The following is a 22,650-nucleotide window of genomic DNA, read 5'->3' as shown; positions in this document are numbered from 1 at the left end:
ACTACTTCAAGAACTCCCGTGACGTCCTCGGCACCTTCTACACCGACCAGGCCGGGTACTGGCAGGTCAGCGGCAACATCTTCGACAACGTGACCTGGTCCAGCCCCGACAGCGAGACCAACCCCGCAGGTCCGGACCCCAAGTCCACCACCACGGTCAACATCCCTTACAGCTACAAGCTCGACCAGACCAACTGCGTACCGAACATCGTGAGCCGGACGGCAGGCGCCAACACGGGCATGAAGGAGTCGGACGGCACCTGCTAGGTGACTGGTGTCGAAGCGGTCCTCGGGGGAATGACCCTTGACCCGCGAGGGCGGCTGCGCCTTCAGTCCATTATGGATCTGGCGTTGTCCGAGCGGGCCAAAAATTCACCCGCGTTGACGAGCCGTCAGCCACAGGTCGGCCCGGCGGCTTACTGTGGATTGCAGTGTCCGAATTAGACGCTGTCGATTGAAGACCTTGGCCGACGTCCCACAGCGAGGCCGCCGCCCATTGTGGACGACGACACCGGAAGATCGTCTGCGCTACGTTCCACGAGCCGGTCCTGCCGGCGAGTCGACGATCCGCTGTCCAGCGGAGCCCCACCCACACGTCGTCGCCGGTAGCCCCCCGTGCGGCCGGTAAGACCAGGCGGCGGCCCCGGCGACTCGTGAGATCAGCCTGCGTTCGCACCGGTCGTGCGAGCGGCGTTGTCGGCGGTGAAGGCGGCGAGCAACTGCAGGCCGTCGCTGGACGGGCTGCGGGCTTCGGCGGTCCAGACGATGATCTGCAGGTCGGGCTGGGCAGCCCAGGTGACCGCGTTCCAGTCGAGGGTGAGGTCGCCGACGACCGGGTGGTGCAGGTGTTTGGTGCCGGTGCCGCGGGTGGCCACCTCGTGGTCTGCCCACCATTGCCGGAATTGGGGGTGGTGGGCGGACAACTCGTCGACGAGGGCGGTGAGTCGGGGGTCGCCGGGGTTGGCGGCGTTGTGCCTGCGCATCTGGGCGATGGCCAGGCGGGTGACGCCTTCCCAGTCGGCGTAGAGGTCGCGCATCGCCGGGTCGGTGAACAGCAGCCGGATGTAGTACCGCTCGTCCGGGAGCTTGGAGAAGTCGGTGATCAGTGCGGCGCCCATGGTGTTCCACGCGACGACCTCGGTGCGGGGGCCGATGACGAAGGCGGGGTGTGGGCCATGTCGTCGAGCATCCGCTGCAGCTGGGGCTCGGCCTGGTAGCCGGCTGGACGGTGGTCTGGACGGTGGCTGTGCCGGCCGGCGAGTTCGTGGAGGTAGGCGCGCTGGTCCTGGTCCAGGCGCAGCACTTGGGACAGCGAGGCCAGGACGGAGGGGGATGCCTGGATACGGCCTTGTTCGAGGCGGGTGTAGTAGTCGGTGCTGATGGCGGCGAGCAGGGCGACCTCCTCACGGCGCAGGCCGGCGACCCGCCTGGCTTGGCCGTCGGTGGGCAGGCCGAGGTCGGCGGGGTTCAGCTCGCTGCGGCGGGCCTTGAGGAACTCGCCCAGGTCGTTGCGGTTCGGATCGCGGGTCATGACTGTCAGCCTCGTACGGAATTTGCGCTGTGCGGGAGGATCTCACCGACACGCTACCTCTCGTCAGGCCTGCGGGGGACGGCTTGGCGGCCCGGGTATGCGCCCCCAGGCCGTCGAACGCTCATGTGTCAGCTCAGGGCTTTGACGATCTCCTGGGCCAGCGGAACGGCCGACGCCGGATTCTGTCCGGTGTAGAGGGTGCGGTCCACCTCGACGTGCGGCTGGTACGGCTCGCCTTCGCGGTAGTCCACGCCCAGCTCGACGAGCCGGTCCTGGAGCAGCCACTTGGCACGGTCGGCCAGGCCGTTCTGGATCTCCTCGGCGTTGCTGAGACCGGTCAGGCGGTAGCCGGCGAAGGGGGACCTGCCGTCGGCGTCGGCGGTGGCCAGCAGTGCCGCGGGTCCGTGGCAGACCAGGGCGATCAGCTTGCCGGAGGCGAGCCGCTCGGTGAGCAGCTCGCCGGACTCGGCGTTGTCCGGCAGGTCCTCCATGGGTCCCCAGCCGCCGGGGTAGAAGACGGCGTCGTAGTCGCGGTGGTCCGCGTCTTCGATGCGCATCGGGTGCGCCAGCTCGGTCGCCTCGCGCAGCGCGGTCTTCATCCGTTCGGCACCCTCGGGGCCGCCGTTGAAGTCGGGGGTGAGGCTCAGCGCGTCGGCCGTGGGCGGCACGCCGCCCGGGGTCGCCGCGGCGATCTCGTAGCCGGCTTCCTTGAACACCTGGTACGGGCCGATCGCCTCCTCGGCCCAGAAGCCGGCCGGATGTCCGGTGCCGTCGGCCAGGGTCCAGTGGTCGGCGGCGGTGATCACGAAGAGGACCTTCGTCACGGGTGTCTCCCTAGGGTTGTGGATCTACGGGGGCGGGATTCCGGCGGGCGAGGCGCAGGTCGCCCAGGTACGCGCCGCCGGTGTTGGTCATCAGGGCCACACCGTCCACGCCCAGGTGGTCGAAGGCGTACGCGATCTCGCCGAGCGTGCCGACGCCGCATTCCATCGCTGAGTCTTTCCGCGTCCGGGCGCCCGTGAAAGGGAGAGTTTCATCCGGGGAGCGATCCATCCAGGGAGAAAACTGTCCCTCCCGGCTCCGGCGACGGCCGCTGCATGCTGCAAGGACCTGACCGCAACCCGTCGAGGAACATGACGTGTCCGACTCCGCGAACATCGCCGTCGTCCGGCGCATGTACGAGTCCAAGGGCGACCCGGTCGTCGCCCAGGAGGTCATGGCGCCGGACATCGTCTGGGACATCACACCCGGCTTTCCGGGCGGTGGCGTCTACCACGGCTTCGACAGCGTCGTGAACGACTTCTTCGGCCCGCTGTTCGGGCGGTTCGACGTCTTCTACGCGGTGGGCGAGGAGTTCTACGCCGACGGCGACCGCGTCATCGCTTTCGGGCACTACGAGGGATCGACCAAGACGGGCACGAGCGTCCAGGTGCGGTTCATCCACCTGTGGACCGTCCGCGACGGCAAGCTCGCCCGACTGCAACAGGCCGCCGACAGCCTCGTCGTCGACCGCGCGCTCAACGGCTGACGCCCTGTGCCTGACCAGGAGAAGCGAGTCACCTGGGTCGAATTGTTCTTCGACCTGGTGTTCGTCGTCGCGATCACGCAGGTGACCAGCCTGCTGCACGCCGACCACTCCTGGTCGGGGGCGGCGCGGGCGCTGGTGGTGTTCATCCCGATCTACTGGGCGTGGGTGGGCATGACCATGCACGCCAACTTGCACGACGTCGATCGGACCCGGGCCCGGCTGGGTGTGTTCGCTGTCGGGTTGTGCGGCCTGTTCATGGCCTTGGCGCTGCCGGAGGCGTACGGGTCACGCGGACTGTTGTTCGGGGCCGGCTACTGGGTCGCTCGTCTGGTGCTCTACGCGCTGATGTGGCGCAGCTACCGCGGCGTCGGGTTCAACCCCTTCACCGCGGCCGCGTTCGTCAGCGGCCCGCTGCTCGCGCTCGGAGGCCTGGCCGACGGCGGGGTGCGGGTGGCGCTGTGGGCGCTCGCGGCCGGGGTGGACCTGCTCGTTCCGTTGCTCGCGCGGCGGCGGATGGCCCGGATCGCGTACGAGCCGTCACACCTGCCCGAACGGTTCGGCTTGTTCCTGATCATCGCACTCGGCGAGTCGGTCGCCAAGACCGGTGTGGTGGCCGGACACCAACCGCTGACACCGGACCGGCTCGCCGCGGTCGCCGTGGCCTTCGCGCTGGTCTGCGCGCTGTGGTGGGTGTACTTCGTGTTCGCCGCCGGTGCCATCCGGCACGCGCTGCGCACCGCCGAGGTCGCCATGGAGGTGATCCGGCCGGTACTGCCGTACGGGCACCTCGCGTTCATCGGCAGCACCATCGCGATCGCGGCCGCCACCGGCGAAGTGATCACGCACCCGCTCGCACACCTGCACACCGACGCCGCGGCCCTGCTGTTCGGAGGCGCCGCGCTCTACCTGGCCACGTTCGGCTACACCCGGTGGCGGATGTTCCACACGGTCTCCACCACCCGGCTCAGCGCCGCCGTCCTGTGCCTGGCCCTGCTGCCGCCGGCCGGGTACGTGCCGGCGCTCGCCGCGATGGCCGCGCTCGTCGCCGTGCTGGTGGCCCTCAACGTGTGGGAGGCCCGGATCGCGCACCGGCATGAAGACCCTGAGCGGCACCTCCCGTACATGAACGCAGAAAGGCCCACCGCATGAGCACGAAGATCATCCAGACACGGTTCGGCGGGCCCGAGGTCCTCGAACTGGTGGAACAGGCGCCCCCAACCCCGGACGCGCTGGCCGCCGATGAGGTCCTCGTCCGCGTCGCGTTCGCGGGGGTCAACCCGATCGACGTGATGACCCGCACCGGCGGTGGCATGGCCGCGGCCGGCGTCATCTCGTTGCCGTTCACCCCGGGCTGGGACCTCGCCGGCACGGTGGAAGCGGTCGGCAGCCAGGTGAACACCCTGGCCGTCGGCGACCGCGTGTTCGGCATGGCCCGCTTCCCCCGCGAGGGCGCCGCGTACGCCCAGTACGCGATCGTCCCGGCCGTCGACCTCGCACCCACCCCGGACACGCTCACCGACGACGCCGCGGCGGCACTCCCCCTGGCGGCGATGACCGCCTGGCAGGCGTTCGCCGACACCGCCCGCGTCACGAAGGGCCAACGCGTCCTCATCACCGGTGCCGGCGGCGGTGTCGGTCACTTCGCCGTGCAGATCGCCCACCACCTCGGCGCCACGGTCACCGCGGTGGCGGGCGCGGCCAAGCACGACTGGCTGCGCGGCCGACGACCTGCGAGCGGCAGCCGAGGCCGCCGGTGTCCGGGTCGCCACCACCGCCGTCCACACCGAGCGAGCATGGCTCGAACAGATCACACACCTCGCCGCGGTGAAAGCCGTCGTTCCCGAGGTCGCCCAGGTCTTCGACCTCGCCGACGCGGCCCAGGCCCACCGGCTCGTCGAAGCCGGCCACGTCCAGGGCAAGGTCGTCCTGCGAACATGAGGTCGACGGCCTCCGTCCGCATCGTGGGTCAAACGCAGAAAAGGGCATTGAGGTGGAGTACACACGGCTGGGCCGTACGGGCCTGAAGGTGAGCCGGATCGGGCTGGGCTGCATGAGCTACGGCAATGCCGGCGCCGGCATGCACCGGTGGACGCTGGACGAGGACGCCGCGGCCCCGTTCTTCCGGCAGGCCGTCGAATTGGGCGTCACGTTCTGGGACACCGCGAACGTCTATCAGGGCGGCACCTCGGAGCAGTTCGTCGGCCGGGCGATCGGCAGGTTCTCCCGTCGCGAGGACGTCGTGCTCGCGACCAAGGTCAGCGGGAAGATGCACGAGGGCCCCGGCGGCAGCGGCCTGTCCCGCAAGGCGATCCTCGAACAGGTGGACGCCTCGTTGCGGCGGCTGGGCACCGACTACATCGACCTCTACTACCTCCACCGCTTCGACCCCGAGACACCGGTCGAGGAGACCATGGCGACCCTGGACGACCTGGTCCGGACGGGCAAGGTGCGCTACCTCGGTGCGTCGTCGATGTGGGCGTGGCAGTTCGCGAAGATGCAGCACGCCGCGGTGCTCAACGGGTGGACCACGTTCGCGGCGATGCAGGACCAGTACAACGTGCTCAAGCGGGAAGAGGAACGGGACATGATCCCGATGTGCCTCGACCAGGGCGTCGGCCTGACCCCGTACTCCCCGCTGGCCAAGGGCCGCGCGGCCCGCCCCTGGGGCGAACAAACCGCACGCTCCTCGTCGGACAGCGTCGCCAAGACCTTCGACCGGGACGCCGACAAGCCGGTCGTCGACACCATCCACGAGATCGCCCGAGCTCGCGGCGTTCCGATGGCTCAGGTGGCCCTGGCCTGGGTGCTGTCCAAGCCGGTCGTGTCCTGCCCGGTAGTGGGCGCCACGAAGCCGAACCACCTGGCGGACGCCGTCGCCGCCCTCGATCTCTCACTCACCGACGCTGAGACCACCGAACTGGAGGCGTCCTACACGCCCCAGGACAACTACTGGTGGTGAGGAACGTGCAGGCGGAAGTCATGCTGAAAGCGACAAGCATGGGCTTCCGTTCTCGCGAACCAAACCCGCCTGGGAGGAGCAACTCCGCCGGCGCGAAGGACACGCAGTAGGTCACAAGGTGGCACTGCCCGTCGCGGTCGCGTTCCAGGAGGAGAGGATCTGCAGACTTTCGTAGGAAGGCGTGCGGGTTCGGCAGTCCAGATGACGAGTTCCTGGCCGGCGTCGGTGCCACTGGCGAGGAGGTTCCAGTCGAGGGTGAGGGTGCCGACGACCGGGTGGTTGAGCGCCTTGGTGCTCATGGTGCGGGCGGCCACGGGGTGGGCTCCCCACCACTTCCGGAATTCAGGGCTCCGCATCGACAGTTCGCCGACGAGGACGGCCAACCGCGGGTCGTCGGGGTATTTGGCGGCGCGCGTCCGCAGATGTGCGACGACCGTACGGGCGGCGGCGAGCGGGTTCCACGCCAGGATGTCCGTGCTGCGGCCCAGCACCATGCCGGGAATCGTGGTGAGGTTGTCGAGCAGTCGACGCAGCTGCGGCTGCGCCTGTTGCGCGGTGCGCCGGCGCGGTCGCCGTCTCGGGCTTGACATGTCCCGGCCGTGGCATCCAGATACCTTCAGAGCCCACAACCTGCCGGACCGACCGATTCGCCGGCAAGGCGCTCCGTCCCGCTGATGGTGGCGGTCGGGCGGGGTCGAGCCCGGGTGGGTTCCTGGCAGCAACAGGTCAGCCCGGTCCGCCCGCCACGCGGGTTCACCATGCTGTGCGCATGATCGAGACACCCGCCCAGCGGGTCGACCGGGTGTTCCGCGAGTTCGCCGATGTCCGGGCGCGCACGCAGTCCCGCGACGGTCTCATCACGGCAGTCGTCGATCACCGCGGCAGGCTCCTAAAACTCGGCCTGGAGCCACGTGTCTACCGGAACCTGGAGGTCGACGACCTGGCCCGCGGTGTCGTGGCGACGGTCCGGGCGGCCGAGAGTGTCGCGCACCGCGAGGCGGTCGAGGTCGCCGCCGTGCTGCTGCCCGGCCGCCGCGACCCGGACGAGGTCGATCTCGTCTTCGACCCGCTGATCGACGAGTTGGACCGCCTGATCGCGAATCCGCCCCGACCCCGTCGCGACGCCCCCTCCCTGCCGGCCCTGGAGATGAACCTCGACCTCGGGGCTTTCCGGCAGAACCTGCTGGACCTGCGCGCGCAGGTGACGGGCATCAGCGGCACGGCCGTGTCCGGTGACGGCTTGATCACCGCCACGACGGATGGCCACGGCCGGCTGCGCGACCTCGGGCTCAACCCCAGGCTCTACCGCGTGACCGACTCGGGTCGGCTCGCCGCGGACATCACCGGCACCGTGCGCGAAGCCGCCGAGCGGGCGAGGGACGAGGTGTCGGCCGCGAGTGCGCGGATCCGGGCCGGCCGTTCGCCGCGGCGGCGCTCGTGAACGGGAGTTCCCGCGCACGACCGGGTGCGCGCACCGACCCGACACGGAGGTGGAAGTGAGTCAACTAGGCGGGTTCGTCCACATGGCGACGCCCGAGGTCGAGGACGCGGTGAGATCGCTGCGCGTGACCGCCGCCGCGTTGGCGGACGCGTGGAGCAGGGCGAAAGCCGCGATCGACACCGAGGAGGGCGGTATCGGCGATCCGGCGGACCTCCTCGCCCGGACGTTCCGCAACAGCTACGACGCGGCCGCCCAAGCGCTCCGGACGACCGCCGAACACGAGCCCGTCAGGTACGAGGAACTCGCCGACGCCGCCCAGGCGGGTGTGGAGACGTACCTGGCCCACGACCAAGCCGGCCGGGACGGCTTCTCCCCTCCCCGCTAGGGCGACCAACCTCGATCAGGAGAGCACACGGCCATGCCGATTCCCGAGCCCACCGCGCGTCTCTGGCTCCAGGTCAAGAACCGGATGCAACACCGGTGGCCCACGACCGTCGAGGAGCAGATGGACGGGCTCGGCCTCGCGTGGAGCGGGGCCGGTGACGTCTTCGTCGACCATGGCGGCCAATCCGGTGAAGAGCCGCCGAAGTCGGCCTGGGGTGACCAGGGAGGTGACGAGTTGCGGCTGAGGACGGCCCAGCAGCGCGGTTCGACATTGCGCACCGGCCAGAGGATGCAGCGACTCGGCAGGCTGTCCTCGGCGTTCGGTTCGGACATCAGGTACACGAAGGAGGCCATCAAGGAACACGTGGAGTCCCTCGAACCGCTGTACCTGCTCAACTCGGCGTTCCAGAGGGATGTCGGTGGAATCGCGGTCCCCACGCCTCTCGACGCATTCGTGGACTCGGTCGCCACCTCGGTGGACCAATTCATCACCACGATGGCGGACCGGATCGCCGCGCGCGGCGATGACGAACGCGGGAAACCCCGCGCCGAATTTCCGGACACCGCTCCCGGGTACACACCGCCGTCACGGCAACCCGACCCCGACGCCCGGCCCCACGGCACTCCGACCGTGAGCGATCCCAAGGCGAGCGCAGAACGGCAGCGGAGCGACAACAGGGAGAACGAGTCCGCCGAAGTCCTGGCCAAACAGGGCTTCGACGTCGAGCAGAACCCAGCCGTGAAGCCCAACGGCAAAGCGCCCGACTACCTCATCGAAGGCAAGTACTTCGACAACTACGCACCAGGGGCCGCATCCGAGAGAGGCATTCACGACAACATCCAGAAGAAGGTGGCCTCAGGACAGGTCGACCGCGTCGTGGTCAATTTCGGTGACAGCCACGTCGACCCGCAGGTCGTGCGCGACAACCTGCACAACTACGAGGTCGAGGGATTGAAAGAAGTGGTCGGCATCGACAAGAACAAAAACTTGGTACGGTTGTACCCCTAGCCCACCTTGGACGAGGACAGGCACATGGCCATTTCTTACACCCTCGACGTGAAGACACCGCTGTCCGCGGCACAGGTGGCAGGCGAACTCCACCGGGTGGCCGTGGATGTCGGGCTGCTCGCGGCGTCCACCAGCGAAACCGGAGTGCTCGATCCCGGCGTCGTCACCACGTCCGGCACCTGGTTCCGCGTGATCGCCACACCCCCCAGCCCCTGGCCCCCGGCGCTCACCAGCTTCGGTTTCCGCCCCACGGTCACCGCGGTCTTCCGATTCGACAAGTTCGGCGACATCGACACGCAGACCGACGACATGATCAAACTGGTCTCCGATCTGCTCGGCCGCGTACCGGGCGACCTCGTGCTGCACTGCGACCTCGAGGAGGTCTGGCTGCTGCGCTCGGGAGACGAGACGGTCATCAGCGACCAGGACGACCTGTGGCCACCACACCGCACGTCCCTGCTCGCCCCTCCCCACCACCGCAAGCCCCTCGCGTTCACCGGGTGACGCCGACGAACACCACGAGAACCGCGACGGAAGGTGCCGACGAACCCGAAGCCTCGCGCCGACGGCGCCGGCAAACGTGAGGCCCTGCCTCCAGCGATGATGAGGTGCGCGGCAGCGCGGCTCCTGTTCGTCCAGGCAGGCCCGCAGCAGGCATGACCGAACCGCCCGTCCGCCGCGGCCCGCTCACCTTGAGCCCCGTGCGTCCATGCGCACGCCGCGCATGGACGCACGCCCCCTGGGGAAGTCCAGAGCGAGTCTGCCGTCTGACCCAGGAGGTGATCGGCGTGACCACAGCGCAGGAACAGGACGTGGTTGAACTGCTGCTCGCCCAGCACAACGAGATCAAGAGGCTGTTCGAGCAGCTCAGGACCGCCACGGGCGACAGCAAGCGGGAACTGTTCGAGGATCTGGTCCGGCTGCTGGCGGTGCACGAGAGCGCCGAGGAGGAGGTCGTCCACCCCACCGCCCGCCGTCGGATCGAAGGCGGGGAGCAGGTCGTGGACGCCCGCCTCGAGGAAGAGGACGAGGCGAAGACCGCCCTGGCCGAGCTGCACGACATGGGCGTGGACCACCCGGAGTTCGACGCCAAGCTGATGATGCTGTCACAGGCGGTCATCGAGCACGCCACACGAGAGGAGAACGAGGAGTTCATCTTCCTGCGGCAAAACCTGGACCAGGACCAGCTGCGGCGCATGGCGGGCGCGGTGCGGGCGGCGGAGGCGATCGCCCCGACGCGTCCCCACCCCGGTGTCGGCGAATCGGCGATAACGCAGATGCTGGCCGGGCCGCCCATGGCGGTTTTCGACCGGGTGCGGGACGCGGTCCGCGACTGGCGTCAGTCCCACGACGAGCGCTGACATCGGTCAGGCCGTCGCGCGTCGGCGGAGCTTGCTTCGGGCTCGACGGGACACGGTCCCCTACCAGCACCCCCGTGCACGCTTCAGCCGGGTGGGCCCGGCCCCGCAGAGCGCGGAGCCGAGCCCGCCTCGCCTGACACTGGTGGCACTCGCCCCATCGCCGGGGCCTGGGGCACGCTGCCCTGGTTCGCGGGTCGGTCAGGCAGCGTCGAGGCTGCCCGCGCCGAGGCGCTCGAGCAGTTGACCGCGGTGGAGGTCCGCCACCGGTGCCGGCAGATCCGGGTGGCGGAGCAGGGCCGCGGCCTCCCGGTCCCGGTCGTCGGGTCGGGTCAGCCGGCGGAAATCCCGTTCGAACTCGCGTCCGTGATCGGTCACGTCCAGGGCCTCCACCGCGCTCGCCGCGAGTTCCGGGTCGATCAGCAGGCACGCCGCCCAGCTCGCGACGACCTCGTCCACCCAGCTGCGCCACCCCTGGTCGTCCAGGGGCTCCACGTCGGCGCCCACGAGCCGGTCCAGCCCGTCCGCCCCGCCCGGACCCGCCATCTCCAGGAACGCCGCATCGAGCGCGGTGGGGTAGCGCAGCCAGGCCGCGACCGTCACCGCCTGTCGCGCCTGCACCTTCACCAAGGTGTCGCTGAAGCTCCCACCCCTCGCGGCCGGGTAGGCCCGCACCAGCCACTGGGTCGTGGCCGCGATCACGGGGGAAAGGTCGACAGGCACTGTGCGAGCCCCTTTGTCCGGCGTTGCCAGCGGCCGACGACCGTTCACGAAAGCAACCGCCAGCCGCGCGTTCGGGGCACACGGTACGGCTGTAGGAAGATCACAAAAAGGGTGATGTGGCCGAGTCGGCACGCCGAGTCGCCCGCCCAGGCCGGGTAGCCCCCGTGTCCCACCCAAGGGACCGCATGATTCCCCACCCGCCCAGCGAGCGACAGCCGAACGGGCCGGCGCAACGACGGTCGAGACGCCCGGCAGCCGCGCCGCCTGCGTCTCGCAACCCGACGCCGTCGCCCGACTGATCGAGAAAGCCGCCGAGCCGATTTCCTGAACCAACGACCGAGGAGACCCACGTGAGCCCATGGGACCCCACTCACCCAGGACCACTCCGCCAACCGGCGGCCATGGTCTGCGACATGGAGTCGGGGAAGATGTCCTCCTCCTGGTTCTCCACACCGTCGAAGATGGCTCGCGCTACCGATTCCGGCGAGGCCTTCGGGAAGTCGAACTCGCGGTTCATGTCGGTGTCGGTCGGGCCGGTGAAAACGGCGTGGACTCTTACGCCCTGATCGGCGAGGAGCATCCGCTGCGACTGCGTCAGGGAGAGCGCCGCCGCCTTCGACATCGAGCAGGCCGGGACGATCGGTATCGGGACGAGGGCCGCTGTGGACAGGTTGTTGACGATGGCACCGCGCGAACGGGCCAGCAGGGGCAGGAAGGCCTGTGTCACGCCGTGGACGCCGAAGACATTGCGTCGCGTGGACACCCGGCCGGGATCCAGGCCACGATCGGGCCCGGCATGCCCCCCGAACGCATACCAGGGAACGCTTGACCTTCAGCGCAGTTCGCTCGCGACCGCGATGCCCCCGTCGAGGCCGGGTCCTGTCGTGGTGACCGACTCGCGGTGGCTTCCGCCGCAGCGGCTGCACGTTCACCGTTGCTCGGCCTTTCGGCGTAGGCGATCACCAGCGCCGTCATCGGACGCTCCCCGGCGTGTGGCAATCATTGGCCAGCTGTTCTAGCACCAGACGCATTTCGTTGCGCAGCTCGATGTCCTTCAGCCCGATCGCGGACCCGAGCTCCTTGTACGTGACGTCAAGGACCTCCGGCCGCCGAAACGGCTGCGTACAGCAGGGTCGTGTACTGCTCGTCGGTGAGGTCACCACGTGCGTAGGCGAGCACGACCTCCTCGAACGACTCCGGCACGGTCGTCACGGGGTCGTCATCCGGTGGGGTGGGCCAACTCCGCTCCCGAAAACGCCGCGCCACGGTCTCCAGGTCCAGCGTGCCGTCGCGCAACGCGGCGAGCAGGTCGGCGACCTCGCTCACGGACCCTGGTCGACCAGAACGGGCGGCAGCTCGGTGGAGTCGTAGAAGTACCAACGGTCGTACCGCGGCTTGGTCGCCTCGAACGACTTGCGGTTCACGCTGCCCCACTCCGCGTCGGCGTGCTTGCGGACGAACTCGGCCGGCACGTGCCGCCCCTCGCACCGCTCGCCGTTGCGGTACCGCTCGTAGCCGACGCGGTGGCGCCGGTCGACCCGCTGCACGCTCACCTCGATCGGCACGTCCAGGAACACCGCCGCGATCTCGTCGTACCCGGCCTCGCGCAGCGGCGCGACGCGCCGGTCCACCGCGTCGACCGAGGACATCGTGGTGTCCCAGATGACGTTCTTCCGCTCCCGGTACGCCCGGTCCGCGACCATCCTCGTGATGAGGGAGGACTCTTTCTGGATCAGGTCCGCGGTCTCCATCGGCGCGAACCCCTCGAGTTCGGGGATCATCCCGTACTCGCACATCACTTCCTTGGCGTCGTCGGAACTCAACACCAGGTACTTCGACATGTCGATGAACGGACTGCTCGTCAACGCGGTGGTCTTGCCCGCGCCCGGCAGGCCGCCGGTCAGCACGGCCCGACCCTCGTCGGGCACCTCGTAACCCTTGGCGTACAAGGCGTCGGCGGCGAGGCGCTGCTGGATCACCCTTGCCGAGAACCAGCGCACGCCGTCACCGTTCACGGTGTACAGCACATCGGTGGTCCGCCCGTCCCGCTTCGCCTGCTCCACGGCGGCGTCAAGGGCTTCGACGTACGCCGCCCACTGCTCGTCGGTGAGGGGTTCGACGGCGGCGGACGCGACCGAGGGCGCGGCGACCAGCACCGTCGCGGTCAGGACGGCGAGAAGGACCCGGAACGCACGGTTCAGCACAGTCGACATGCTGGCCGCGGCAGGGCAACGGTCGCAGTGCGAACGGCCAGGACCACTCTTCCTGGTGACGTGACGGTGACGTGACGGTGACGTGACGTGACAGCCTGGTGATGGCGAGGCTGCCGCAACGGGCAGCACGACCGCTTTGCCGGGTTTGCGTCAGTCCATATGAGACAGTCACCAGAAATCATCGGAAGTTGCCCCGGAGGCTTTCGCGGCGTGCGGGCGTTTCCTTAACCTGCCGGGCATGACGATCCTGCTGGCCGATCCGAGGGTGCACGCGGTGCATGTGCGGGACAACGGTGATCCACTGGTGCCACTGGCGTTCGAGCCGGGCGTGCTGGTGCGGTCGGGACTCGCGGAGCGGCTGATCGAGGCCAGAGCGGCGCTGCCGTGCGGAGTGGACTTCAAGGTGATCGAGGGTCACCGCAGCGTCGCCGCCCAGCGCGCGATCATCGAGGAGTACACCGGTGAGCTGCGGGTGCTTCACCCGTCCGCGGACGCCGTCGAACTGGAGCGGCTGTCGAGCAGGTTCGTCGCTCCGGTGTCCGTGGCGCCGCACGTGGCGGGCGCGGCGGTGGACCTCACCCTCGTCGGCGCCGACGGCGCCGAGTTGTGGATGGGCACCGCGGTCGACGACACACCGGAACAGAGCGACGGAGCGTGCTGGTTCGAGGCCGACGTGGACGCGGAGGCGCGTCGCAACAGGACGGTGCTCGCCGAGGCGCTCGGCTCCGCCGGGCTGGTCAACTACCCGACGGAGTGGTGGCACTGGTCCTACGGCGATCGGTACTGGGCGTTGCTCACCGGCGCCGAGCACGCCCTGTACGTGCCGGTCGAGGCGGTTGTGCCGGCATGAGCGCCCTTGTGGCCGGCACCAGGCAGGTGTCGGCCGGTCCGGAGCTGCAGGTCGACCTGGATGCGGTGGCGGCCAACACCCGGCGGTTCGTCCGGACCGCGCGGGGTGAGGTGATGGCCGTCGTGAAGGCCGACGGGTTCGGGCACGGCCTGGCCGCCGTCACCGCGACCGCGCTGGCCAACGGCGCGACCTGGATCGGGGTCACGTCGATCGCGGAGGCCGTCGCGGTGCGGGAGTCCGGTGTGGACGCCCCGGTGCTGAGCTGGCTCAACCGGGTCGATGCCGATGTGTCCGCGGCGTGGCGGCACGGGATCGACCTGAGCGTGCCGAGTCTGGAACACCTCGCCGCGATCGAACACCCCGGGCGGCCGGTTCGCGTTCACCTCCAGCTCGACACCGGGATGGCCCGCGACGGCGCCGCCCCGGACACCTGGCTCGCGTTGATGGCCGCCGCCCGGCGCGCGGAGGTCGCCGGACGCGTCCGGGTCGTCGGCGTGATGGGTCACCTCGCGCGGGCCGATGAGCCCGGGAACCCGGCGAACGCGGGCGGACGACAGGCGATGCTGCGCGGCGTCGAGATGGCGCGACAGGCCGGACTTCGGCCGTCGGTGCGGCACCTGGCGGCCACGAGCGCCACGCTGACCGATCCCGGCACGCACCTCGACCTGGTCCGGATCGGCGCCGGGCTGGTGGGCATCGACCCCTCCGGGACCACGCGGCTGTGCCCGGCGCTGCGGCTCACCGCACCGGTCGTGCAGGTGCGGCGGGTGACCGCGGGCACCGGGGTCGGTTACGGCCACACGCACGTCACCGAGCGGGCGACCACGCTGGCGCTGCTGCCGGTCGGCTATGCCGACGGACTGCGGCGCGCCGTGTCCGGCCGGGCCGAGGTGCTGCTGGCCGGCAGGCGTCGCCCGGTGGTCGGCATGGTGTCGATGGACCAGGCAGTGGTCGACGTCGGTGACGACCCGGTCGTGCCGGGCGTCGAGGCGGTGGTGTTCGGGCCGGGTGACGACGGCGAACCGACGGTGGACGACTGGGCGCGCTGGGCGGGCACCATCGCGCACGAGATCGTGACCGGCATCGGTCCACGCGTGGGGCGGTGTGTCCGATGAGGAAGCGGGCGCGGATCGCCGTGATCGGCGGCGGGCAGAACTGCGAACACGACGTCTCCTGCGCCTCCGCAGCCGCGGTCCGCGCGGCGCTCGACCCGTCGAGGTACGACGCGGTGTCGTTGACGATCGGCCGCGACGGCACCTGGCACGGGCCGGGCGGCCAACCGCTCGACCCGTCGACGTCGGGCAGCCTCGCCGCCGCGGTGGACGTGCTGGCCACCTGCGACGTGGTCCTGCCGCTCGTGCACGGACCGCTCGGCGAGGACGGCACGCTCGCCGCGTTGTGCGAGCTGGCCGGGGTGCCGTACGTGGGATCGCCGGTGCGGGCGGGCGCGCTCGCGATGGACAAGTGGGCCACCAAGCTGGTCGCGGAGGCCGTCGGGGTGCGCACGGCGCCCGGCAGGCTGGTCACCAGGTCATCCACTGTGGACTTCACCGGGCCGGTCGTGGTCAAGCCGGTCGCCGCCGGGTCGAGCTTCGGCGTGCGCCTGGTCGAGCACGAGGAGGACCTCGGGCCGGCGATCGAAGCCGCGCTGGAGCTGGACGAGCGGGTGCTGGTCGAAGAGGTCATCACCGGTCGGGAGATCGACATCGCGGTGCTGGACGACCCGGACGAAGGCCGCCGGACCGGGCCACCGCTGGAGATCGTGGTGTCGTCGGGCCTGTTCGACACGACGGTCAAGTACGACGGGAGCGCCGACTTCGTGATTCCGGCCCCGCTGACCGATGTCGAGGCGAAGGCGTTGAGCGATGCGGCGCTGCGCGTGTACGAGGTGCTCGGCTGCCGGGACATCGCCAGGGTCGACTTCTTCCTGACCGACGAGGGATTCGTGCTGAACGAGGTCAACACCATGCCGGGCATGACCGCCCAATCACAGGTGCCCAAGATGTTCGCCGCCGCCGGGCTGTCCTACCCGGACCTGCTGGACCGGCTCATCCGTTCGGCGGCGGCCAGGTGAGCGGACGGATCGCCGGGCTGGACGTGATGCGCGGCATCGCCATCCTGCTGGTGATGCTGCGGCACGCCTTCCCGGACATCTTCCCCGGCGCCGGGGTGGTCGGCGTGGTCATGTTCTTCACGCTCAGCGGCTACCTGATCACCGGCGTGCTCGCCAAGGAGCTGGAGCGCACGGGAAAGGTCGACTACCGGCGGTTCTACCTGCGCCGGGCCCGCAGGCTGCTGCCCGCGCTGGTCGCGCTGGTGCTGGTGTTCGCCGTCGTGACGTGGGTGTTCGACCCGCTGGGCGACCGCGACCGGCTGCCACTGACCGCGGCGGTGTTGCTGACGTTCACCGGCAACCTGCCGATCGGCGGCGTCAGCGCGGCGGCGTTCCACGGCTGGACGCTGGCCACCGAGGAGCAGTTCTACCTGCTCTGGCCCGCGTTGCTGACGTTCGCCTGGGTGCGCGGCAGGGTCGGTGTGGCATTGGTAGCCACCGGTCTGGCCGCACTCACCGCCTGCGTCGCGACCTTGATCTGGCTGTGGCCGAACGCCGACAACGCCTACGCGCTGCCGACATCGTGGTTCGTCTGCTTCGTGATCGGCGCCGCGACCCGCCTGCGTGGCAGGCACGTGCCGCGCTGGGCGGTGCCGGTGGCGCTCGTGGCGCTGGCGGTGCTGTCGGTCGTGCCGTTGCGCGGCCACGAGCTGACCTACCTGATCGGGGGTCCTGCCATCGCCGGGTGCACGGCGGTGCTGCTGCTTTCCTGGTCGCACTGGCAGAACCTGGGACGGTTCTCCCGTCCGCTGGCGATGCTGGGAACCCTGTCCTACGGCGCCTACCTGTGGAACTACCCGCTGACCCTGTGGCTGCGCCCCTCGCTCGGTGCGGTCGCCGGACCGCTGGCCGCGGTGCTGACGATCATCGCCGCGGCACTGAGCTGGCGGTACATCGAGGAACCCGTCATGCGCGGCAGGCGACCCGCCGCCGAACCGGATCGGCGGTAGCGGAAGGGGAACGCCGCTCCCGAACGCGGCAGGCTCCGAACAGGAAGGTGAGCAGTTCCCGCTGCCGGGGCTGGTGCGCTTCCAACTACCGCCCGAAGCCCAGGAGCACCCCACCGCAGTGCACGATCTCGGTACCCGCGGACTCCTTCGCACCCGGATCATGGGCGGACTCGTCAACGAGTACAAACCTGCCGCGTGACCTGCGGCGATGACTTTTCGAGCGGCACAGGTTTTCCGCGGTCGCCGAAGACAGCGGCGGGCCTGGTGTCGTTCTGGCTCGTCGCGCTGTGGGGGCCGGCGGGGCCGGGTTTCAGGCGGGGCGGCGGATGGCTCGCACGGCGGTGTCGTAGAGGTCGAACAGGTCGACCTGTCCGCCCAGGCGCGCCCACTCCTCGTTCGCCGCCTGGAGGCAGGTGATCGCCGCGGCCGCGATCGCGCGCGCCTGCAGGGCGCGGCGGTCGGAGTCGGGCAACCGCGGCTCGATCAGCGGTGCGAGCAGGTCCTGCCAGCGGGCCTGCTTCTCGGCGTGGCCGGCGCGCAGGGCCTCGTTCCCGAACAGCAGCGTGATCATCTCGAGCCGCCGCTCGGCCGTCATCCCGATCTCTTCGAGCACCTGGAACGCCGCGCGCAGTGACGCCCAGGCGTCCTCGTCGGCCGGGCGCTCGGCGAAGCGCGCGGCGATCAGCTCGCCCTGTTCGGACAGGCCGCCGAGCGCGAGGTCCTCCTTGTTGCGGAAGTAGTTGAACAGGGTCCGTCGGGAGACACCCGCGGCCGCGGCGACCTCGTCGAGCGTCGTGTCGTCGTACCCCTTGGCGGCGAACAGCTCGACAGCGGTCCGGGCGAGCAGGGAGCGGACCACGGTGCGGGTCTGCTCACGCAGAGGCGTCGGTTTCCGGGCCATGCACCAACGGTACGGAGATTCACCCAATGAAGCAATTTACACTCAGTGCACGAGTGTGCCTAGAGTGTATGACATGACCAAGATCGACTACCGCCACCAGACCACCATCGTCACCGGGCCAGCTCCGTGCGGCGAGCGTGCGGTCTCAGCGCGTGGAGGTCACGCCCGGGGTCGGGCCGCCGGACCGGGCCGGGCGGTGACCTCGGAAGGCGGCAGGGCGGCGTGACCGGCGGTGCACTCGACCACGACACGCACCGGGGCTCCGCACTCGTCATGGCGGATGTCCATGACCGGCCCCTCCGGCTCGCCGGCGTACGTCTCGCCCCATTGTCTCAACGCCGCCACCACGGGCCACAGGTCCAGCCCTTTCGGGTCAGGCGGTATTCGTTGCGGGAGCGGCTGCCCGGCTCCCGGTACGGGACGGGCCGCATGATGCCCGTCGCGGTCAACTTCCGGAGCCGGTCACTGAGCACCGCCTCCGACAGGCAGCGCCCGGCACGGCGGGCCTACAAGCAACAAGCCGGCGCACGGCACGTTCGATCGGGGGTTTCGGCGAGCCTCTCCGGATCTCTAGCCTGTTGATCACGCCGCCTTTCGCACCTGAACCACCAGGACGGAAGTGATCACCATCGACACGTCACACGTTGGTCCCTCGCGCCCGCGACCTGCACGCGGCAGGCGCAAGGGTGCACTGCGCGGCGTGGTCGTCGCCGGGTTGCTCGCGGGCTCCGTGGTGGCCGGCGCGCAGTCGGCGAGCGCCGCCAACCCGATCGTCCCCGACCGTTTCATCGCGGACCCCTCGGCGCACGTGTTCAACGGGCGGGTGCACCTCTACGTCACCGACGACCAGACCAACAGCGGCACCTACTGGGACTCGCGGTCCTGGCGGTCCTACTCGTCGGCGAACCTGGTGGACTGGACCGATCACGGCGACATCTTCTCGATCGCGGGCTTCTCCTGGGCGAGCCAGTACGCGTGGGCTCCCGGCGCGGCCGAGCGCAACGGCCGCTACTACCTCTACCTCCCCGTGGACCGGACCAAGATCGGCGTCGCCGTCTCGTCGTCGCCGACCGGCCCGTTCACCGACGCGCGGGGCAGCGCGCTGGTGGACCGCGCCCGCGACACAGGCGTCGGCGACGAGCCCATCGACCCGATGATCTTCACCGACGGCGACGGTTCGTCCTACCTGTACTTCGGCACGCGGACGCCCAAGGTGGTCCGGTTGGGCGCGGACATGGTGTCCACGGCCGGGCCGATCACCGACATCGACGTGACCGGTGCGACCCAGTACGGCGAGGCGCCGCACCTGCACAAGGTCGGCGACACCTACTACTTCTCGTACTCGACCGGCTGGCCCGGCCAGATCCACTACGCCACCGGCTCGTCGCCGCTGGGTCCGTTCACCTACCGCGGCGTGCTCCTGGACTACGTCAACGTGGACACCAACCACCACTCGCTCTTCCAGTACCAGGGACAGTGGTACGTCGCGTACCACAAGAACGCCCGTGAGGGCGGCGGTGGCTACAAGAGGTCGGTCGTGATGGACCGCCTGCAGCACAACCCGGACGGCACGATCCGCACGGTGGTGCAGACCGCGGGCGGTGTGGGGCCGTTCGCCACCTTCACCGCGCAGCACAGCGGCCTGCGGCTGGACACCTCGGGCTCGGCGGTCCAGCAGGCGACCGCGTCGACCGCGCAGTCCCAGCACTGGCAGCTCCGCGCCAAGCCGGGCGGCTACGTCGAGGTCCTCAACCGCGCCACCGGCTCCTGCCTGGACGTGTCCAGCAGCTCGACCGCGGACGGCGCGAGCGTCCTGCAATGGCGCTGCCACGGCGGCACCAACCAGCAGTGGACCGTGCGCGAGCACGACGCGACCACCGTGTCACTGGTCAACCGCGCCAGCGGCAAGTGCCTCGACGTCCCCTCGGCCGGCACGACGAGCGGGACCCGTCTCGTCCAGTGGGCCTGCACCGGTGGCGCGAACCAACGGTGGGGCAAGGCCACCGCCTGACCGCGGACGAGCGCCGGCACCCTGCCACAGGCATTGTCGTGGCGGTCGCGACATGAACCGCTCCACCCGTGCCCAGAAGATCACCTGGAACGCCGACGGGACACCGAACTTCGGTACCCCGGCCGCGTTGGGCACCAGGCTCGCCGTCCCGTCCGGGGAGCCCGCCCCGTAACACCGACCGCACGGCGATCCGCCGCTTGTGGGTGGCGAAACCACCCGCAAGCGGCGGTGGTCGACCTGGTCGGCGCGGTGGTCGACGAGCCGACTCACCCAATCCGTCGTCTGTCACCCGTCGGGAGACCCCTGCTCGACCGCATCCTCGACTTGTTCTCTGAGACCACCCGGCCGGCGGTGCGGCCCACGCCGACGCGCTGAGGTAGCCGTCGACGCCGTCCGGGACGACCAGCTAGGCCGCGGCTCCGGGCGTGGCCCTGTGCCTGGCCTCCGGCAACGGCTCCCACTTCTCGAACTGGGCGTCGGGCATGCGCAGCATCCGCAGCCCGGCCATGCCGAAGCCGATCAGCAACAGCACGATCGACAGCGCGCCGGCGGGCTCCCAGTCCACCGGCACGAGGGACAGCGGCCCGAGGAGGGCGAGCGCGACGGCGGCCCACACCGGCAGGAGGCCGTGCCGCCAGGCGCCGATGGCCATCAGGATGGCGCCCAGCCCGAGACCGACCGCGAACGCGATGAAGACCACGAAGCCGGCCGGGCTGTTGTCGAACTCGTTGAGAATCGTGACCGCGGTGCCCTCCGGCACCGCGTTGGTCTGCGCCAGCGTGTACTCGAACATGCTGGCCACGAAGAAGCCGATGGTGAGGATGACGCCGAGGAGCATCAGCCAGCCGCCGACCTCGCCCACGGTGATGCGGGCCCCGTGCAGCACGTGGATCAGACCCACGATGCCGGGCACGAGCACCAGCCCGGCGAGCAGGAACAGCCAGGACGAGGTGAGGTAGAGACCGCCGTTCTCGCGGATCTGGGGCAGCCGCTCGGCGACGTCGTCCCCGGTGAACACCGCGGCGTCGATCAGGATCGCGGCCAGCAGCAACAGCGGCCCCACGATCAGGGCCAGGGCCTGGAAGGTGCGGTGGAAGTTGCGGGAATCGATGGGGTTGAGCATGACGCCTCCTCCTCGCGCAGCGGTCGATCCGGTGCACGGTGGCAAGACGCCTCCATGGTGGACCCCGCATGGGCATCCGGCATCCGGGCTGGTCGGTCCCCTGACCCGACGTCATGCCGCAGGTGTCGGCTCGACGCCGCGAACACCCACTGGTGTGCCGATCCCGTTCCACAGTGTGCACATGTCGCTACGGAGCGTGCGAAACGGGCCGCTCGGTCGACGTGCCGTAGCCGGTAAGGTCGTTCGGGTGGGGGAGATCGTGCGCATCGGTGTGTTCTACGACGGTACGTGGTTCGCGTATCTGAGTGACTTCTACGCCACCGCGCATCAACGTGCGGCCCGGATTTCGCTCGACGGCTTTCACGACGCGTTGCGCTGGTACGTCCACACCGAGACGGGACGCGCCCTCGACGATTGCCGGGTGCACGAGGCGCACTACGTGCGTGGTCGCATCGAGACCCCGGCCGCCTCCTTCGACGGGGCCCTGGCCGCAGCCGGGGTCACCCGGCACGACCTCCCGCTCCACGGCGGCAAGGAGAAGGGGGTCGACGTCCACTTCGCACTCGAAGTGTGGGAGCGCGCCACCACCGCGCCGTTGCAGTGGGTCGTGCTGGTCACCGGCGACGCCGACTTCACCCCGCTGGTGACCCGGCTGACCGGTCGCGGTGTGCGCGTCGTCGTGCCGGTTGTCGACGTGCAGTTGACGGCCCCGGGTTCGCCGCCGCCCGCCTGGACGCCACGCACCGCCGCACCGCTGCGGGCCGCGGCGAGCCTGACGCCTGCCTTCGACGCGCTGTTCGCGCCCACCGACCGCTACGACTACCCGTTGCGGCCGTCCTTCGTGCGTTCCAGCGAGGTGGTGGCCTCCCCTGTGGGCTCACCGCGTGGTCGCCGTCGCGGGACCGTGACCGGCTGGCGGGTCGGCCAGCCGCACGGGTTCATCACCGACACGCGCGGCGGTTCGTGGTTCGTCTCCCGCGACGACCTGCCCGAAGGCCACACCGTGCTCCCCACCGGGACGCCGGTGTCGTTCACCGGATCGCCCACACCGACACCGGGCAGGAAGTACCCACGGGCGTACTCGATCCGCCCCGAGTGACCTCGGCGTCACTCATACACGGGCTGCCGCGTCACGCCGGGGAGGTGCTCGTTCCACTCCTCGTCGGTGAGCTCCGTGCCGGGTTCGCGGCACAGCGTCGCGCGTACGTCCGCCACGTTCAGCCGCAGGGTCCACACCGCCTGCCCATCCTGGTCGAACGCGACGAACTCGCCGGTGTCGCGTCGATGGCGGATCGCGGTCACGAAGCCGGCGAAACCGCCGAAGGAGGCGACCTTCCGCGCGTCCTGCCGGATGTCCGGTGGAAGGGCGACCTCTACGGTGGCCGGACGGGCGTCTGGATCCGGTCGGACTTCTTCAGGTGGTGCAGCTGACGGGTCGGGGCCGCCTCGGCGGGCCCCGTTCCGGTCTACATCCCGGCGGATGCCCCCACCATCCGGACTCTCCGTAGATCGCGGTCGAGAGGTGGATGCCGCCGTTCAGGTGCGTCAGGTAGCCGG

The 22,650-nt window shown here is 70.0% G+C and carries 30 protein-coding genes; 16 read left to right on the top strand and 14 right to left on the bottom strand.

All coding sequences use genetic code 11. The features are described 5' to 3' along the window. The coding region (locus FM051_RS02130) for a hypothetical protein (RefSeq protein WP_476655313.1) at positions 1-266 on the top strand (266 nt) is incomplete at its 5' end. A 392-nt stretch (positions 267-658) separates the two neighbouring features. On the opposite strand, the gene FM051_RS51470 is transcribed toward FM051_RS02130, so the two are convergent. The 4 genes from FM051_RS51470 to FM051_RS53000 all read right to left on the bottom strand — a co-directional run bounded on the left by FM051_RS51470 (position 659) and on the right by FM051_RS53000 (position 2,520). Further along, a complete protein-coding gene (locus tag FM051_RS51470; protein WP_238412077.1) occupies positions 659-1,153 on the bottom strand; it encodes an MmyB family transcriptional regulator in 495 nt (164 codons plus the stop codon). Further along, positions 1,102-1,530, bottom strand: coding sequence for a helix-turn-helix domain-containing protein (locus FM051_RS51465; protein WP_238412063.1), 429 nt, complete (start codon positions 1,528-1,530; stop codon positions 1,102-1,104). Before FM051_RS51465 ends, FM051_RS51470 begins: the two co-directional genes overlap by 52 nt. Positions 1,531-1,658: 128 nt before the next feature. Further along, entirely contained in the window at positions 1,659-2,354 is a 696-nt protein-coding gene (locus FM051_RS02120) for a type 1 glutamine amidotransferase domain-containing protein (protein WP_158839998.1), read from the bottom strand. 10 nt (positions 2,355-2,364) lie between these two features. Then, positions 2,365-2,520 (bottom strand): hypothetical protein, encoded by a 156-nt coding sequence (locus FM051_RS53000; RefSeq protein ID WP_158839996.1) that lies wholly within the window; start codon positions 2,518-2,520, stop codon positions 2,365-2,367. Positions 2,521-2,668: 148 nt separating this feature from the next. Here FM051_RS53000 and FM051_RS02110 point away from each other — a divergent pair, with 148 nt between their 5' ends. Genes FM051_RS02110 through FM051_RS02095 form a run of 4 tightly spaced genes read left to right on the top strand, consistent with a single transcriptional unit; the run spans position 2,669 to position 6,017 of the window. Beyond that, positions 2,669-3,058 (top strand): nuclear transport factor 2 family protein, encoded by a 390-nt coding sequence (locus FM051_RS02110; RefSeq protein WP_158839994.1) that lies wholly within the window; start codon positions 2,669-2,671, stop codon positions 3,056-3,058. Between the two features lie 6 nt (positions 3,059-3,064). After that, positions 3,065-4,207 carry a low temperature requirement protein A gene (locus FM051_RS02105; protein ID WP_158839992.1) on the top strand — a complete coding sequence of 381 codons (1,143 nt, stop codon included), beginning with the start codon at positions 3,065-3,067 and terminating at the stop codon, positions 4,205-4,207. Next, positions 4,204-5,082 carry an NADP-dependent oxidoreductase gene (locus tag FM051_RS54440; protein WP_202918632.1) on the top strand — a complete coding sequence of 293 codons (879 nt, stop codon included), beginning with the start codon at positions 4,204-4,206 and terminating at the stop codon, positions 5,080-5,082. The genes FM051_RS02105 and FM051_RS54440 overlap by 4 nt, the downstream gene beginning before the upstream one ends. Beyond that, a complete protein-coding gene (locus FM051_RS02095; RefSeq protein ID WP_158839991.1) occupies positions 5,049-6,017 on the top strand; it encodes an aldo/keto reductase in 969 nt (322 codons plus the stop codon). Before FM051_RS54440 ends, FM051_RS02095 begins: the two co-directional genes overlap by 34 nt. Here the strand turns inward: FM051_RS02095 and FM051_RS53900 are convergent. After that, positions 6,005-6,607 (bottom strand): MmyB family transcriptional regulator, encoded by a 603-nt coding sequence (locus FM051_RS53900; RefSeq protein WP_202918631.1) that lies wholly within the window; start codon positions 6,605-6,607, stop codon positions 6,005-6,007. The genes FM051_RS02095 and FM051_RS53900 overlap by 13 nt on opposite strands. A gap of 179 nt (positions 6,608-6,786) precedes the next feature. Between FM051_RS53900 and FM051_RS51455 the strand changes: the two genes are divergently transcribed. The 5 genes from FM051_RS51455 (at position 6,787) to FM051_RS02065 (ending at position 10,212) form a co-directional block, all read left to right on the top strand. After that, the gene (locus FM051_RS51455; RefSeq protein ID WP_238412062.1) at positions 6,787-7,458 is read left to right on the top strand and encodes a YbaB/EbfC family nucleoid-associated protein; all 672 of its coding nucleotides are present in this window, start codon (positions 6,787-6,789) and stop codon (positions 7,456-7,458) included. Between the two features lie 55 nt (positions 7,459-7,513). Continuing rightward, positions 7,514-7,843 carry a hypothetical protein gene (locus tag FM051_RS02080; protein ID WP_158839989.1) on the top strand — a complete coding sequence of 110 codons (330 nt, stop codon included), beginning with the start codon at positions 7,514-7,516 and terminating at the stop codon, positions 7,841-7,843. A 33-nt stretch (positions 7,844-7,876) separates the two neighbouring features. Further along, complete coding sequence (locus FM051_RS02075; protein ID WP_476655312.1) at positions 7,877-8,851, top strand: WXG100-like domain-containing protein; 975 nt, start codon at positions 7,877-7,879, stop codon at positions 8,849-8,851. Positions 8,852-8,875: 24 nt separating this feature from the next. Further along, on the top strand, positions 8,876-9,355 hold the full coding sequence (locus tag FM051_RS02070) for a SitI3 family protein (RefSeq protein WP_158839985.1): 480 nt from the start codon (positions 8,876-8,878) through the stop codon (positions 9,353-9,355). Between the two features lie 284 nt (positions 9,356-9,639). After that, positions 9,640-10,212 carry a hemerythrin domain-containing protein gene (locus FM051_RS02065; RefSeq protein WP_238412060.1) on the top strand — a complete coding sequence of 191 codons (573 nt, stop codon included), beginning with the start codon at positions 9,640-9,642 and terminating at the stop codon, positions 10,210-10,212. Between the two features lie 198 nt (positions 10,213-10,410). Here the strand turns inward: FM051_RS02065 and FM051_RS02060 are convergent, their stop codons facing one another. From FM051_RS02060 to FM051_RS02045, 4 genes are all read right to left on the bottom strand, one after another. Further along, entirely contained in the window at positions 10,411-10,911 is a 501-nt protein-coding gene (locus FM051_RS02060; protein ID WP_238412058.1) for a hypothetical protein, read from the bottom strand. A gap of 391 nt (positions 10,912-11,302) precedes the next feature. Beyond that, the gene (locus tag FM051_RS02055; protein WP_274383431.1) at positions 11,303-11,695 is read right to left on the bottom strand and encodes an SDR family NAD(P)-dependent oxidoreductase; all 393 of its coding nucleotides are present in this window, start codon (positions 11,693-11,695) and stop codon (positions 11,303-11,305) included. 329 nt (positions 11,696-12,024) lie between these two features. Further along, positions 12,025-12,258: a hypothetical protein gene (locus tag FM051_RS02050; RefSeq protein ID WP_158839979.1), complete on the bottom strand. Its 234-nt coding sequence runs from the start codon at positions 12,256-12,258 to the stop codon at positions 12,025-12,027. Further along, positions 12,255-13,145: a zeta toxin family protein gene (locus FM051_RS02045; protein WP_158839977.1), complete on the bottom strand. Its 891-nt coding sequence runs from the start codon at positions 13,143-13,145 to the stop codon at positions 12,255-12,257. Before FM051_RS02045 ends, FM051_RS02050 begins: the two co-directional genes overlap by 4 nt. Positions 13,146-13,383: 238 nt before the next feature. Between FM051_RS02045 and FM051_RS02040 the strand changes: the two genes are divergently transcribed. From FM051_RS02040 to FM051_RS02025, 4 genes are read left to right on the top strand one after another with little or no spacing between them, the layout of a single operon-like run. After that, positions 13,384-13,995: a M15 family metallopeptidase gene (locus FM051_RS02040; RefSeq protein WP_158839976.1), complete on the top strand. Its 612-nt coding sequence runs from the start codon at positions 13,384-13,386 to the stop codon at positions 13,993-13,995. Further along, complete coding sequence (gene alr / locus FM051_RS02035; protein ID WP_158839974.1) at positions 13,992-15,110, top strand: alanine racemase; 1,119 nt, start codon at positions 13,992-13,994, stop codon at positions 15,108-15,110. The genes FM051_RS02040 and alr overlap by 4 nt, the downstream gene beginning before the upstream one ends. Beyond that, positions 15,107-16,069, top strand: a complete 963-nt coding sequence (locus FM051_RS02030; protein WP_158839972.1) for a D-alanine--D-alanine ligase family protein — start codon at positions 15,107-15,109, stop codon at positions 16,067-16,069. The genes alr and FM051_RS02030 overlap by 4 nt, the downstream gene beginning before the upstream one ends. Next, positions 16,066-17,058, top strand: a complete 993-nt coding sequence (locus FM051_RS02025) for an acyltransferase family protein (RefSeq protein WP_158839970.1) — start codon at positions 16,066-16,068, stop codon at positions 17,056-17,058. The genes FM051_RS02030 and FM051_RS02025 overlap by 4 nt, the downstream gene beginning before the upstream one ends. Positions 17,059-17,368: 310 nt before the next feature. On the opposite strand, the gene FM051_RS02020 is transcribed toward FM051_RS02025, so the two are convergent. From FM051_RS02020 to FM051_RS53625, 3 genes are all read right to left on the bottom strand, one after another. Beyond that, complete coding sequence (locus tag FM051_RS02020; RefSeq protein WP_158839969.1) at positions 17,369-17,959, bottom strand: TetR/AcrR family transcriptional regulator; 591 nt, start codon at positions 17,957-17,959, stop codon at positions 17,369-17,371. A 159-nt stretch (positions 17,960-18,118) separates the two neighbouring features. Continuing rightward, a complete protein-coding gene (locus tag FM051_RS50370; protein ID WP_202918629.1) occupies positions 18,119-18,295 on the bottom strand; it encodes a hypothetical protein in 177 nt (58 codons plus the stop codon). After that, complete coding sequence (locus FM051_RS53625) at positions 18,292-18,432, bottom strand: hypothetical protein (RefSeq protein WP_202918628.1); 141 nt, start codon at positions 18,430-18,432, stop codon at positions 18,292-18,294. The genes FM051_RS50370 and FM051_RS53625 overlap by 4 nt, the downstream gene beginning before the upstream one ends. Positions 18,433-18,659: 227 nt before the next feature. On the opposite strand from FM051_RS53625, the gene FM051_RS02010 reads away from it, so the two are divergent. Beyond that, a complete protein-coding gene (locus FM051_RS02010; protein ID WP_158839967.1) occupies positions 18,660-19,970 on the top strand; it encodes an RICIN domain-containing protein in 1,311 nt (436 codons plus the stop codon). Positions 19,971-20,376: 406 nt separating this feature from the next. Here the strand turns inward: FM051_RS02010 and FM051_RS02000 are convergent, their stop codons facing one another. After that, positions 20,377-21,093, bottom strand: a complete 717-nt coding sequence (locus tag FM051_RS02000) for a DUF4386 family protein (protein WP_158839963.1) — start codon at positions 21,091-21,093, stop codon at positions 20,377-20,379. Positions 21,094-21,340: 247 nt separating this feature from the next. Between FM051_RS02000 and FM051_RS01995 the strand changes: the two genes are divergently transcribed. Then, positions 21,341-22,192, top strand: coding sequence for an NYN domain-containing protein (locus FM051_RS01995; RefSeq protein ID WP_158839961.1), 852 nt, complete (start codon positions 21,341-21,343; stop codon positions 22,190-22,192). Between the two features lie 8 nt (positions 22,193-22,200). Here the strand turns inward: FM051_RS01995 and FM051_RS01990 are convergent, their stop codons facing one another. After that, a complete protein-coding gene (locus FM051_RS01990; RefSeq protein WP_158839959.1) occupies positions 22,201-22,395 on the bottom strand; it encodes a hypothetical protein in 195 nt (64 codons plus the stop codon). Between the last annotated feature and the right edge of the window lie 255 nt (positions 22,396-22,650).

Origin of the sequence: Saccharothrix deserti (assembly GCF_009769385.1) — a bacterium.
In the GTDB taxonomy this organism is placed as follows: domain Bacteria; phylum Actinomycetota; class Actinomycetes; order Mycobacteriales; family Pseudonocardiaceae; genus Actinosynnema; species Actinosynnema deserti.
The sequence above is the reverse complement of the archived record's forward strand: the minus strand, read 5'-3'. Positions and strand labels throughout refer to the sequence as shown.